Below are 12,981 nucleotides of genomic sequence, written 5' to 3' on the forward strand. Positions count from 1 at the left end.
CCCGCCCCGCCGACCGGGGGGCGGGGCAGCGGCATGTCCGGGCCCGCGCCGGGTGGAACGGAGCGGCGGGTGCAGGGCGCGCATACGCGGGAGCAGGGCGGGTGCGGGGCCTGGCCGACCCGGGAGGCAGGGCGGGTGCGGCGCCTAGCGCACCCGGGAGGCAGGACGGGTGCAGGGACACGCACACCCGAAGGGCAGAGCGGGTACAGGAACACGCCATCCGAGGAGTGGAGCGGGTGCAGGGACAGGCGCACCGAGGAACAGGGCGGGTGCAGGGGCGTGCTCAGCCGGGGAGAAGGGGCGGCGCGTGTCCGGGTGGGCCGTGCCGCTCCGGATGCAGTCGCCCCCCGGGCGTGACACGCTTTTCGCAGGGACTCGGCCGGTCGTAGTGCTCTCTCTTCCCCTCGCATCCTGATTCGAAAGAGCAGCCATGGCTGACTTCCTCGTCAACACCACCAAGACCGGCGACCAGCTCCAGCCTGCCGTCGACGCCCTGTTCGGCACGCAGTTCCTGGAGCTGTGGTCGGACGAGAGCGACTTCGTCATCAAGGGGCAGTTCCTGGCGGACGACGGCGACAAGCTGGGGGACGAGTTCGCGGTCAGTACGCAGCCGGCGGACGGTCCGGGGGTGCGGCCGCTGTGGCCGTCCGTGCTGTCCGCCGGGATCAGCGGCCAGTTCGCCGTGTGGCTGGAGACTCCGTTCGGCCTGCCCGGGCCCAGCCCTTGCGTGAAGCTCCAGCGGTTCACCGAGGGCCGCAAGTCCGGCCCCGGGACGCTGGTCACGGAGGACGCGGATCCGCAGGTCAGGCCCTGCCTCGCGTTCATGATCGACGGTGGTGTGCTGGTCACCTGGGCGAGCCGGCGGCCCGACCGGCGCATCCGTGCGCGGCGGTTCGGTGCGGACGGCAGCCCGGCGACACCGGAGTTCACGGTGAGCACCACCGAGGGCTTCCACGAGAAGCCCGCCGCCTCGATCCTCACCAACGGCAACGTGGTCGTCGCGTGGTCGACGGATCCCTCGTCGATCGGCGGTGGCCGGCTCACCCTGCGGTTCTTCGACTTCGAGGGGAACCCGCTGGGCGGGGAGATCCAGCCGGACGTCGGCGGCTTCACCGGGGTCAACGCGATCACCCTGCTCGACAGCGGACGCTTCGCCGTCGCGCACATCGAGGGCATCCAGCCCAGCGACCTGGGCAAACCGCAGACGACGGTGGCGGTGAGCATCTTCCAGCCGGACGGCACGGAGACCTTCGACATCACGGCCGGGAACCCCAGGGGCTTCACCCGGAGCTCCCCGGCCCTGTCCCGGCTGCCGAACGGACGCTTCCTGATGGCGTGGGTCGAGGAGAGCGCGGACACGCACGACACCGTGCCGACGGTGATGGCCAAGGTCTGCTCGGAGAGCCAGGGTTCACTCGGCGACCCGGTGCGGGTCAGCACGGCGGACCCCGGGAAGCGGTCCCACACCTGCGCCGCGACGGCCTTCGGCAACGGCCCGGAGAGCGTGCTGATCACCTGGGACGACGACAGCCACCTGGACGGCGAACCGGGCTTCGGCGTGCGGGCCCGCACGTTCCACGTCAGCCCGCCCGGGATGCTGGTCGAGGCGTCCTAGCCGCGGGCGTCGTCAGCTCCGGGACCGCTTGGGGCGCGGTGCGCCGGGGCGTCAGGGACGCCAGTCCCACCCCGCCCACCAGCAGCGCCGCCGCGCACCACCGCAGCGGGCTCACCGGCTCGCCCAGGAACAGGAACGCCGACGACATGCCGAAGACCGGGACCAGGAGGGAGAAGGGGGCCACCGTGGAGGCGGGGTGCTGGCGCAGCAGGAAACCCCACGCGCCGAAGCCGAAGACGGTGGTGATCCAGGCGACGTAGAGGACGGTGCCCGCGCCCTGCCAGTCCAGCGCGCGCAGGGCCGCCAGGTCGCGTGAGGGGCCCTCCGTGAGGAGGGAGAGGGCCAGCAGGGGGAGGACCGGGACCGTGCTGACCCAGACCATGAAGTTCAGGGCGTCGGGCGGGGCCGCCTTGCGGGTGAGGACGTTCGACGCGCCCCAGCACGCCGCCGCCCCGACGACCAGGGCGAACGCGCCGAGCGGGCCGGAGGTGCCCTCGTCCACGGCCGCCACGGCGATGCCGGCCAGGGCGATCAGCATGCCCAGCAGGCGGACGCGGGACGGCCGTTCGCCCAGGGTCAGGGCCGCGACGGCCGCCGTGAACACCGCCTGGATCTGCAGGACCAGGGAGGACAGGCCGGCCGGCATGCCCGCGTCCATGCCGACGAAGAGAAGGCCGAACTTCGCCACTCCGAGGACCAGGCCGACCGCCACGATCCACTTCCACGCCACCTTCGGGCGGCCCACGAGGAACACCGCCGGGAGCGCCGCCGCGAGGAAGCGCAGGGCGGAGAAGAGCAGGGGCGGGAAGTGGTCCAGGCCGATCTCGATGACCGTGAAGTTGACGCCCCAGACGGCGGCGACCAGGACGGCGAGGGCGAGGTGTGACGGGCGCATGCCGTGAGCATCACCCTGACCGACCGTGAAGCACCAGCGATGATTGCTGCATGGTTGGATGAAGCATCGCTTAGTGAAACCTTGAATGGCCCGCAGCAGAAAGGGGCACCCCGTGCTCGACCTCCAGCGGCTGCGCGCCCTGCACGCCGTCTCCGTGCACGGCACCGTCGGCGCCGCCGCGCTCGCGCTCGGGTACACGCCCTCCGCGGTGTCCCAGCAGATCGCCAAGCTGGAGCGGGAGACCCGGACCGTCCTGCTGGAGCGGGAGGGCCGGGGCGTGCGGCTCACCGACGAGGCCCGTCAACTGGTCTCGGCCGCGCAGGAGTTGCTGGCCATCGTGGAGCGCGCCGAGACCGAGCTGGAGGAGCGGCGGGGCCGACCCTCGGGGCGGCTGACCGTCGCGGCGTTCGCATCGGCGGCACGCGGGCTGATGCCGGGGGTGCTGGCCGACCTGGGCCGCCGGCATCCCGCCCTGGACGCCCGGCTCTCGGAGGTCGACCCGCATCTGTCCGTCGACCTGGTGGTGAAGGGTGCCGTCGACCTCGCCGTCGCGCACGACTGGGACATCGCGCCGCTGCCCGCCCCGCCGGGCCTGGAGCAGGCGGTCATCGGGAACGACCTGTGCGACCTGCTCGTCCCCGAGGGGCACCCCTTCGCCGGGCGGGCCGCCGTACGGCGGGAGGAGCTGGGCGGGGAGCGGTGGATCTGCCAGCCGCCGGGACGGGTCTGCCACGACTGGCTGCTGCGGACGCTGCGCACGGCCGGGCACGAGCCGGACATCGTCCACCAGGCCGACGAGAATCCCACCCTCGTGGCCCTGGTCGCGGCCGGGCTCGGGGTCGCGCTCATCCCCCGACTGGGGCGCGGTCCGCTGCCCGCCGGGGTGGTGGAGGTGCCGCTCGACCCGATGCCGGTGCGGCGGCTGTACGCGCTGTGGCGGACGGGGGCGGCCAGGCGTCCGGCCATCGCGGAAACCGTACGGGTGCTCGGCGAGCAGTGGCCGAAGGTGGCGGCTCACCCGCCCCGTTGACCTCCTGGTTCCCCTTGCGTCCCGACTTGCGGAAACCCGGGCCGAGTCGGGAACCCGGACCGGACCGTCCCCGTCCAACCGCAGGCCACCGGAGAGTCACCACGGTGCGGTGTCGGCCCTCGCCACTGGCTGCGATCGCTGACCACCCTCTCCGCCGTACCGCGGCCGGCGGCACCCGCCGCCATCGGCGCGCCCCCCTCCAACCGCGCCGGTGGCGGCCCCCTGGCGTTGCTGCGCGTTCCCTTGACTGGCAGAAACTTCCCGGATATTCGTGACTCCTTGGAAGTTTCCTTCAGTGGATCCGAGCGGATCACCTCCGGAAGGAGCGCACGTGCACGACACCGGCACGGGAAGCACGGGAAACACCGCACAGCCCTCCAGACGTACCGTCCTCGCCGCCACGGCCGGCGTCACCGCCGCCCTCGCGGCCGCCGGACCCGCGCGCGCCGCCGCCCCGGACGACAGCCGGCTGCGCGCCCTCGTCTCCCGCATGACGCTCGAGGAGAAGGTCGGCCAGCTCTTCGTCATGCGGGTCTACGGCCACTCCGCCACCGCCCCCGACCAGGCGGACGTCGACGCCAACCTCAAGGAGATCGGGGTCCGTACGGCCGCCGAACTGGTGGCGAAGTACCGGGTCGGCGGCATCATCTACTTCACCTGGGCGCACAACACCCGCGAGCCGCACCAGATCGCCGAGCTGTCCAACGGCATCCAGAAGGCATCCCTGGAGCTGCCGCGCGGGCTGCCGGTGCTCATCTCCACCGACCAGGAGCACGGGATCGTCGCCCGGGTGGGCGAGCCCGCCACGCTCTTCCCGGGCGCCATGGCCGTCGGGGCGGGCGGGTCGCGGTCCGACGCCCGTGCGCTCGGGCGGATCGCGGGGGCCGAGCTGCGGGCGATGGGCATCCGGCAGGACTACTCCCCCGTGGCCGACGTGAACGTCAACCCGGCCAACCCGGTCATCGGCGTACGGTCCTTCGGTGCCGATCCGCGGGCGGTGGCCGCGCTGGTGGCCGCCGAGGTCGCCGGGTACCAGGGGTCCGGGGTCGCCGCGACCGCCAAGCACTTCCCCGGGCACGGGGACACCAACGTGGACAGCCACACCGGCTTCCCCACCATCACGCACAGCCGGGAGCTGTGGGAGCAGCTCGACGCGCCGCCGTTCCGGGCGGCGATCGCCGCGGGCATCGACTCGATCATGACCGCGCACCTGATGGTCCCGGCCCTCGACGACTCCGGCGACCCGGCCACCCTCTCCCGCCCGATCCTCACCGGGATCCTGCGCGAACACCTCGGCTACGACGGGGTCGTGGTCACCGACTCCCTCGGCATGGAGGGCGTACGGACCAAGTACGGCGACGCCCGGGTGCCGGTGCTCGCGCTGAAGGCGGGCGTGGACCAGCTGCTCAACCCGCCCGACCTGGACCTCGCGTGGAACGCCGTCCTGACGGCGGTGCGCGAGGGCGAGCTCACGGAGGCCCGGCTCGACGAATCGATCCTGCGGGTGCTGCGGCTGAAGTCCAAGCTGGGGCTGTTCCGTTCGCCGTATGTCAGTCACGGCGGTGTGGACCGGACCGTGGGGACCCGGGCGCATCGGGCGGCGGCCGGCCGGATCGCCGAGCGGACCACCACGCTGCTCGTCAACGAGGGGCGGCTGCTGCCCCTGTCGCGGCGCCGGTACCCCAAGGTGCTGGTGGTCGGCGCGGATCCGGCCTCGCCGTCGGGCACGACCGGCCCGCCCACAGGCGTGCTCGCCGGCGCGCTGAGCGAACTGGGCTTCACCGCAACGGCCCTGTCGACCGGCACGGCCCCGTCCGCCGCGGCCATCGCCAAGGCGGTCGCGGCGGCGCGGGAGGCGGACGCGGTGGTGGCCGCCACGTACAACGTCACCGCGAACAGCAGCCAGAAGACGCTGGTGGAGCAGCTCGTGGCGACCGGGAGGCCGGTCGTGGCGGTGGCGATCCGCAATCCGTACGACGTGGCCCGGCTGCCGTCCGTGCGGGCCTGCCTGGCCGCCTACTCCTGGACCGACGTCGAACTGCGGTCCGCCGCACGGGTGATCGCCGGGCGGGTGAAGCCACGCGGGAAGCTGCCGGTGCCGGTGCAGCGGGCGGATGATCCGGAGCAGGTGCTGTACCCCATCGGCTACGGGCTGTCGTACTAGACGTACGCCACAGCCCGGGCGCACCACCCCCAACGTGCGCAAACCGCCCTGTGTGCCTGGCGTGGGCCCGCTACGGCGGGTCACGCTGGGCGAGCACACTCGGGGGGTCGGCGATGCGTGAGCGAAGTGTTGTGGGGGTGGTCTGCGGGCTCCTGGTCCTGATCGGCGCGTCGCTGACCGGCTGCCAGAGTCCGTCGGGAGGCGTGGCGGAGGACGGCCGGCTGGGAGAGCCGGCGACCGGCAGGACCGCCATGGTGTCGCCGGTGCCGACCCGGCCGTCCGGGTACGGGGCGGTGTTCCTCGCGGTCGGCGAGTGCTCCTCGTTCGGTACGACGACCTTCACCGAGGTGCCGTGCACCGGTGAGCGGGCGGCGGCCCGGGTCACGGCGCGGCACGACGGCACGGTGCGGGACGGGCCGCGCTGCCCCTCGGCCACCGACTTCGTGCTGCACATCAGCGAGCAGCGGCCCGCGTCCGACGAGGACGGCGACGGGGCGGTCCCGCAGGGCTACGCCTGTATGCGCAACCTCCAGCCGCCGCACCCCGGCGACCCGGGCGGTGGGGGCGGGCCCCGCACGATCGTCGGCGACTGCGTCTACGACTCCGGCGACGGGAAGGTCCGCGAGACGGCCTGCGACGGTACGGGCGAACGGCGGCCGCAGTACAAGGTGGTCCGGGCGGTCGCCGAGCGGGCCGACTGCCCCGGCCCGACCGTCCTGTACGTCCGGCTGGGCGGGAAGCGGCCCGTGGGGTGCGCCCGGCCGCTGTGAGCGGCGTCCGCCGTCGCCCGCTTCAACGCATCAGCCCCCTGCGTGACAGTCGTCGCCGGGCCTCGGCCATCTGGTCGCGGACGTGCTCCGGGGGCAGGTCTGCGGCCAGTCGGGCCAGCTCCTCGAAGGTCGACAGATACGTTCCGCCGCTGCCCTCGCCCCGCAACTCCCTCTCCCGCTCCACGAACGGCCGGACGGCCTTCCAGACCGAGACGATCCGGGTGCGCAGGACCGTCACCAGCAGAGTCTGGTCGAGCAGGCCGAAGACGGCGAGGTTGGCGAACGACTGGTAGTAGTAAACGACGCTGCAGAAGGCCGCCTTGGCCTCGGGCGGCAACCCGCGCACTCCGTTCTCCGGGTCGTGCTCGGCCCCCAGGCTGGTGCACACGTAGTCGTGCTGTTCATGGAACTCGGCGGACCGGAACTCCCGGAGCAGATCGATCAGCACCGATATGTGGTTGGCGTGCTTCGCGATGCGGGCCTGCCGTGTGCTGAACACGATGGAGGTCACCACCGCGACGACGGCGATGGCCGTGGTCACGACGTTGAAGACGACAGAACTGTCCATCCGGTCACCGTACGGAGCATTCAGCGCGAGCGCAGGGACATGCGAACCGCCCCTCGGCGCGGAGGCCGAGGGGCGGTTCAGTGCGGGCAGCGGGCGGTTACGGACGCAGCGTCATCTCACGCTGCACGTCCCGCTTGTCGAGCTTGGCATCGAACTTCGCCAGCGGCTTGGCCGCCTGCGGGTCCGCCTGCACCGCGCCGGGGGCGACACCGGCCCAGTCGAGGATGCGGGCGGTGGCCAGCGCCTTCTGCTCGGGCACGAGGCCCGCGACGTTGGCGCCGTGGTTCATGCCCGGGGCGGTCATGACGTAGGAGTCCTTCGCGCCCTTGCCGACGCGGAACGGCTCCGCGCCCCACGGGTCGTTCTGGCCGTAGACGAACAGCATGTGGCGGGCGTTGTGCCGGACCCAGGTGTCGACGTCACGCATCGCCGCCGGCTGGAACTTCATGGGGATGTCCCGGGGGACGAAGTTCCGGGGCGGCTGGTAGCCGTAGCGGATGTACTGCTTCTCGATGTGCGGGAAGCGGATGGTCGGCGCGCCGAGCTGGGTGCCGGCCTGGTAGTAGTACGGCGTGTAGGTCGTCAGGCCCTGGTCGGCGTAGGCGGAGAAGCCGGAGATGGTGTCGACGGAGTCCCAGATCGCGTCGTCGGTGGCGTTCTTCGCGTCGGCCGGGATCTGGTCGCAGTCGGACAGCAGGCTGTACTGCCAGAAGCCCCACACGTAGTCGAGGACGGTGGCCTCGTAGGCCTTGTCCAGGCTGCCGATGGTGGTGAAGGTGAGGCCGTTCTCCTCGGCGTAGGCGGCGTACTTCTTCTCCAGCGGCTCGCGGCGCACCAGCGCCTCGCGCTGCACGGCGTTCAGCCGGTCGCGGCACTCCTTGGTGCCGACTCCGGCGAAGAAGCGGTCGTAGGCCGAGTCCTCCTTGTTCACCACGTCGTTGGGGGCGACGTAGGCGACGACGCCGTCCATGTCGCGCGGGTAGAAGCGCTCGTAGTAGGTGGCGGTCATGCCGCCCTTGGAGCCGCCCGTGGAGATCCACTTCTTGCCGTAGATGCCCTTCAGGGCCTTGAAGACGCGGTGCTGGTCGCTGGCGGCCTGCCAGATGTCCAGCTTCGACCAGTCGGCCGGGGCGGGCCGGGACGGGGTGAAGAAGCGGTACTCCAGGGAGACCTGGTTGCCGTCCACGATCTGGGTGGGCTCGCTGCGGCGGGGCGTCGTGGAGACGTTGTAGCCGCTGGTGAAGAACACCGTCGGGCGCGAGACGTCCTTGTGCAGCACGGTGATGCGCTGCTGGAACGTGCCCTTCGAGGGCTTGTGGTGGTCGACCGGCTGCGTGTAGTTCAGGACGAAGAAGCGGTAGCCGGTGTACGGCTTCTCCTCGACCAGGCTCATGCCCGGTATGGAGAGCAGTCTCTCCTTGATGTCGGTGGTGCCGGCGGCGTCGGCGGCGGTGGCCGCTCCCGCCGTGCCCAGTGTGCCTATGAGCACCGTGAGCGCCAGCAGCCATCTGAGCGCCTTGCGCATGCGCACTCCCCTGTGAGACAGATGTGCGCCGGAAGCTAGCGGACCAACTCACCGGAGCACCAGGGGACATAGGGAAAACCCTGTGCGGCGGGGCGTGTTACGGGGGGCGCGGCGTCAGCACAGGATCCAGCCGGAGCTGAACTTCCCCCGGCCGACCTGGCCCTTGAGCCAGACGCAGCGGCGCCCGGCGTGCACGATCACCGGGCCCGCGTGATGGGCGTACTTGCCCTCGTCGACCACCGGCCAGTTGCCGCGCGCCTGCACGCTCACCGACATCTTGCGCTTCACGCCGGGCTTCTTGGTGAGGGTCACGGCGCAGACGTAACCGCCGCGCTTGTAGACGAGCACGGTCCCGGTGGAGAACGGCAGGGTGCGGACCTTGCGGCCGGGACAGTAAACGGAGGCGGCCTGCGCCTCCCCCGGCGCGGCGACGGCGAGCAGCCCGGAGGCGGTCAGCACGGCCAGCCCGAGCGCGAGCCGGCGGCGTATCGCTCCACTGTGCACTGTCGTCCTCCCGTACCGCGTCCTCCGCGACCATCGGCGTACGTCAGTACGGACGCATGACGTATGTCGGATGGTTGCACGAGCGTTACGGAAACGCTGTCAGGGGTGCTCAGCGGGACACGCCGACCGGCTCCTCCGGCTCCGCGGCGCCGATGAACGTCCGCCACAGCTCCGCGTAGCGCCCGCCGCGCGCGAGCAGCTCCTCGTGCGTGCCGTCCTCGGCGACCCGGCCGTGGTCCATGACGACGACCCGGTCCGCGCGGGCGGCGGTGGTGAGGCGGTGGGCGACGACCAGGGTGGTGCGGCGGCCGGCGAGCCGGTCGGTGGCCTGGTTGACCTGGGCCTCCGTGGCCAGGTCCAAGGCGGCCGTGGCCTCGTCGAGCAGCAGCACGTCCGGGTCGACCAGCTCGGCGCGGGCCAGGGCGATCAGCTGGCGCTGCCCGGCGGACAGGTTGCGGCCCCGCTCGGCGACCTCGTGCAGATAGCCGCCCTCCAGGGTGGCGATCATGTCGTGCGCGCCGACCGCGCGGGCCGCCGCCTCCACCTCGGCGTCGGTGGCGTCGGGGCGGCCGTAGGCGATGGCGTCGCGAACGGTGCCCTGGAAGAGGTACGCCTCCTGCGGGACGACCCCCAGACGGTGCCGGTACGAGGTGAGGTCCAGGGCCCGCAGGTCGGTGCCGTCGACGGTGACCCGGCCGCCGGTGGGATCGTAGAAGCGGGCCACGAGCTTGACGAGGGTCGACTTGCCCGCGCCGGTCTCGCCGACGAAGGCGACGGTCTGCCCGGCCGGGATGCGCAGGTCGACCCCGCCGAGGGCTTCTTCGTCGGTGCCGTAGGCGAAGCGCACGTCCTCGAAGGCGATGTCGCCGCGCAGGGACAGCACCTCCAGGGGTTCGTCGGCGGACTTCGTCGACGTCGGCTCCCGGAGCAGCTCCTGGATGCGGCCCAGCGAGACGGTCGCCTGCTGGTAGCCGTCGAAGACCTGGGAGAGCTGCTGCACGGGCGCGAAGAACAGGTCGATGTAGAGCAGGTACGCCACCAGCGAGCCGATGGCGAGGGTCCCGTCGTCGACCCGGGCCCCGCCCACGATCAGCACGGCCGCGGCCGCCACCGACGACAGGAACTGCACGAACGGGAAGTACACCGAGATCAGCCACTGGCCCCGGATACGGGCCTGGCGGTAGTCGGCGCTGCGCTCGGCGAACCGCCGCCCGCCGTCCCGCTCGCGCCGGAAGGCCTGGACGATCCGCAGCCCGGACACCGACTCCTGGAGGTCTGCGTTGACGACCGACACCCGTTCGCGGGCCAGCTCGTACGCCTTCACGCTCGCCCGGCGGAAGAAGAACGTGGCGATGATCAGCGGCGGCAGCGTCGCGAAGACGACCAGCGCGAGCTGCACGTCGATCACCAGCAGCGCGACCATGATCCCGAAGAAGGTGACGACCGAGACGAAGGCCGTGACCAGGCCCGTCTGGAGGAACGTCGACAGCGCGTCGACGTCGGTCGTCATCCGGGTCATGATCCGCCCGGTCAGCTCACGCTCGTAGTAGTCGAGCCCGAGGCGCTGCAGCTGGGAGAAGATCTTCAGCCGGAGCGAGTACAGGACGCGCTCGCCGGTGCGCCCGGTCATCCGGGTCTCGCCGATCTGGGCCGCCCACTGCACGACCACCGTCAGCAGCCCCAGCAGGGCCGCCGCCCACACGGCGCCGAGCGCGGCCTCCGTGACGCCCGAGTCGATGCCGTGCCGGATCAGGACCGGCAGCAGCAGGCCCATGCCCGCGTCGGTGGCGACCAGGGCGAGGCTGACCAGCAGGGGCAGTCCGAAGCCGCGCAGCAGCCGGCGCAGGCCGTAGGACTCCTCCGGCTGGACGGCCTTCGCCTCGTCGATGTCCGGGACGTCGGTGGCCGGCGGCAGCGCCTCGACCTGGGCGAGCAGCTCGGGGGTGGCCGGGCTCTCCGCGAGGGCGGTGTCCTTGCGCTCGCGGTCGCCGGTCCACAGCCTCGGGGTGACCCCGCGCTCGGCGTCGAACTCGGCGTCGAGCTCGTCCCGTACCGAGGTGTCCTCCTGCGGACAGGCCGGCTGGGTGTGCCCCGGGGAGACCGCGCCCAGCTCGTCCGGGTCGGTGAGCAGGCGCCGGTAGAGGGCGGATCGCTCCTGGAGCTCCTCGTGGGTGCCGATGTCGGCGAGCCGGCCGCCGTCCAGGACGGCGATGCGGTCGGCGAGGTTCAGGGTGGAGCGGCGGTGCGCGATCAGCAGGGTGGTGCGGCCCCGCATGACCCCCTTCAGGGCCTCGTGGATCTCGTGCTCGACCCGGGCGTCGACGGCGGAGGTGGCGTCGTCCAGGACCAGCAGGCGCGGGTCGCTGAGGATCGCGCGGGCGAGGGCGACGCGCTGACGCTGTCCGCCGGAGAGGGTGAGGCCGTGCTCGCCGACCGTGGTGTCGTAGCCCTCGGGCAGCTCGGTGATGAAACGGTCCGCCTGGGCGGCGCGGGCGGCCTTCTCGATGTCCTCCTCGGTCGCGTCCGGACGGCCGTAGGCGATGTTGTTGCGGACCGTGTCGGAGAAGAGGAACGAGTCCTCCGGGACCAGTCCGATCGCCGCCCGCAGAGACTCCAGGGACAGCTCGCGCACATCGTGGCCGCCGACCAGGACGGCTCCGCGGCTTACGTCGTAGAAGCGCGGCAGCAGCAGGGAGACCGTCGACTTGCCGGAGCCGGAGGAACCGACCACGGCGAGGGTCTCGCCCGGGCGGATCTCGAAGCTCAGCCCGTCGAGGACGGGGTGGTCGGCGTCGTAGCCGAAGGAGACGTCGTCGAACTCGACCGTCGCGGGGGCGTCATCGGGCAGGTCCTTGTGGCCGTCCTCGATCGACGGCTCGGTGTCGATCAGCTCCAGGACACGCTCGGTGCCGGCCCGGGCCTGCTGGCCGACGGTGAGCACCACCGCGAGCATGCGGACCGGGCCGACCAGCTGGGCGAGGTAGGTGGAGAAGGCGACGAACGTGCCGAGCGTGATGTGCCCGCGCACCGCCAGCCAGCCGCCGAGGGCCAGCATCGCGACCTGGCCGAGCGCGGGGACGGCCTGCAGGGCCGGGGTGTAGACCGAGTTCAGGCGGATGGTGCGCAGGCGGCCCGCGAACAGCCGGCGGCCGACCTCCCGGAGCTTGCCGGTCTCCTGCTCCTCCTGCCCGAAGCCCTTCACCACGCGTACGCCGCTGACGGCACCGTCGACCACGCCCGCGACGGCGGCGGCCTGGGCCTGGGCGTACCAGGTGGAGGGGTGCAGCCGGGTGCGGCTGCGCTTGGCGATCCACCAGATGGCGGGTGCGACGGCCAGAGCGACCAGGGTGAGCGGCACGGACAGCCACGCCATGATCACCAGGGAGATCAGGAAGAGCATGAAGTTCCCGATGGTCATCGGGAGCATGAAGAGCAGGCCCTGGATCAGCTGGAGGTCGCTGGTGGCGCGGCCGACGACCTGGCCGGTGGACAGCTCGTCCTGGCGGCGGCCGTCGAGCCGGGTGATCGTGCCGTACATCTCCGTTCGCAGGTCATGCTGGACGTCGAGGGCGAGGCGGCCGCCGTAGTAGCGGCGGATGTAGGTGAGGACGTAGACGACCAGGGCGGCCGCGACGAGGAGGCCGGCCCAGGTGGTCATGTCCCTGGTGTGGTCACTGATGACGTCGTCGATGATCACCTTGGTGATCAGGGGAACGAGGGCCATGACGGCCATACCGGCCAGTGAGGAGCCGAGGGCGAGTACGACGTCCTTCGGGTGGCGCCACGCGTAGGCCCACAGTCGTCGTGCCCATCCCCGTTTCGGTGTCACGCCGGTACCTTCCAGTCGTCCTGAGCTGCCGGAAGGCATCAACGCGCGACCCACCCGATTTCATCCCCGCTGCTGGGCTGG

Annotated in this window: 9 protein-coding genes; 4 read left to right on the plus strand and 5 right to left on the minus strand. The window is 72.0% G+C overall.

The window, feature by feature from the left end:
* Positions 1 to 430: 430 nt before the first annotated feature.
* Positions 431 to 1,615 carry a hypothetical protein gene (locus ABT116_RS15665; RefSeq protein WP_351633037.1) on the plus strand — a complete coding sequence of 395 codons (1,185 nt, stop codon included), beginning with the start codon at positions 431 to 433 and terminating at the stop codon, positions 1,613 to 1,615.
* Here ABT116_RS15665 and ABT116_RS15670 read toward each other — a convergent pair.
* Positions 1,581 to 2,510, minus strand: a complete 930-nt coding sequence (locus tag ABT116_RS15670; RefSeq protein ID WP_351633040.1) for an EamA family transporter — start codon at positions 2,508 to 2,510, stop codon at positions 1,581 to 1,583. The genes ABT116_RS15665 and ABT116_RS15670 overlap by 35 nt on opposite strands.
* A gap of 112 nt (positions 2,511 to 2,622) precedes the next feature.
* Here ABT116_RS15670 and ABT116_RS15675 point away from each other — a divergent pair, with 112 nt between their 5' ends.
* From ABT116_RS15675 to ABT116_RS15685, 3 genes are all read left to right on the plus strand, one after another.
* The gene (locus ABT116_RS15675; protein ID WP_351633107.1) at positions 2,623 to 3,540 is read left to right on the plus strand and encodes a LysR family transcriptional regulator; all 918 of its coding nucleotides are present in this window, start codon (positions 2,623 to 2,625) and stop codon (positions 3,538 to 3,540) included.
* A 331-nt stretch (positions 3,541 to 3,871) separates the two neighbouring features.
* On the plus strand, positions 3,872 to 5,704 hold the full coding sequence (locus ABT116_RS15680; RefSeq protein WP_351633043.1) for a glycoside hydrolase family 3 protein: 1,833 nt from the start codon (positions 3,872 to 3,874) through the stop codon (positions 5,702 to 5,704).
* Positions 5,705 to 5,817: 113 nt separating this feature from the next.
* Complete coding sequence (locus ABT116_RS15685) at positions 5,818 to 6,474, plus strand: hypothetical protein (protein ID WP_351633046.1); 657 nt, start codon at positions 5,818 to 5,820, stop codon at positions 6,472 to 6,474.
* Between the two features lie 22 nt (positions 6,475 to 6,496).
* Here ABT116_RS15685 and ABT116_RS15690 read toward each other — a convergent pair whose 3' ends face one another.
* The 4 genes from ABT116_RS15690 to ABT116_RS15705 form a co-directional block, all read right to left on the minus strand.
* Positions 6,497 to 7,042 carry a DUF4760 domain-containing protein gene (locus ABT116_RS15690; RefSeq protein WP_351633049.1) on the minus strand — a complete coding sequence of 182 codons (546 nt, stop codon included), beginning with the start codon at positions 7,040 to 7,042 and terminating at the stop codon, positions 6,497 to 6,499.
* A 97-nt stretch (positions 7,043 to 7,139) separates the two neighbouring features.
* Entirely contained in the window at positions 7,140 to 8,567 is a 1,428-nt protein-coding gene (locus tag ABT116_RS15695; protein WP_351633052.1) for a S28 family serine protease, read from the minus strand.
* Between the two features lie 114 nt (positions 8,568 to 8,681).
* Positions 8,682 to 9,071: a hypothetical protein gene (locus ABT116_RS15700; RefSeq protein WP_351633055.1), complete on the minus strand. Its 390-nt coding sequence runs from the start codon at positions 9,069 to 9,071 to the stop codon at positions 8,682 to 8,684.
* A gap of 109 nt (positions 9,072 to 9,180) precedes the next feature.
* On the minus strand, positions 9,181 to 12,900 hold the full coding sequence (locus ABT116_RS15705; RefSeq protein WP_351633058.1) for an ABC transporter ATP-binding protein: 3,720 nt from the start codon (positions 12,898 to 12,900) through the stop codon (positions 9,181 to 9,183).
* Between the last annotated feature and the right edge of the window lie 81 nt (positions 12,901 to 12,981).

Origin of the sequence: Streptomyces sp. NPDC002130, assembly GCF_040296465.1 — a bacterium.
In the GTDB taxonomy this organism is placed as follows: Bacteria; Actinomycetota; Actinomycetes; order Streptomycetales; family Streptomycetaceae; genus Streptomyces.

What these genes read in the sequence shown, in the direction of transcription:
- ABT116_RS15665 (WP_351633037.1), top strand. Translation starts at nt 431, where the DNA reads ATGGCTGACTTCCTCGTCAACACCACCAAGACCGGCGACCAGCTCCAG.
- ABT116_RS15670 (WP_351633040.1), bottom strand. Translation starts at nt 2,510, where the DNA reads ATGCGCCCGTCACACCTCGCCCTCGCCGTCCTGGTCGCCGCCGTCTGG.
- ABT116_RS15685 (WP_351633046.1), top strand. Translation starts at nt 5,818, where the DNA reads ATGCGTGAGCGAAGTGTTGTGGGGGTGGTCTGCGGGCTCCTGGTCCTG.
- ABT116_RS15690 (WP_351633049.1), bottom strand. Translation starts at nt 7,042, where the DNA reads ATGGACAGTTCTGTCGTCTTCAACGTCGTGACCACGGCCATCGCCGTC.
- ABT116_RS15695 (WP_351633052.1), bottom strand. Translation starts at nt 8,567, where the DNA reads ATGCGCAAGGCGCTCAGATGGCTGCTGGCGCTCACGGTGCTCATAGGC.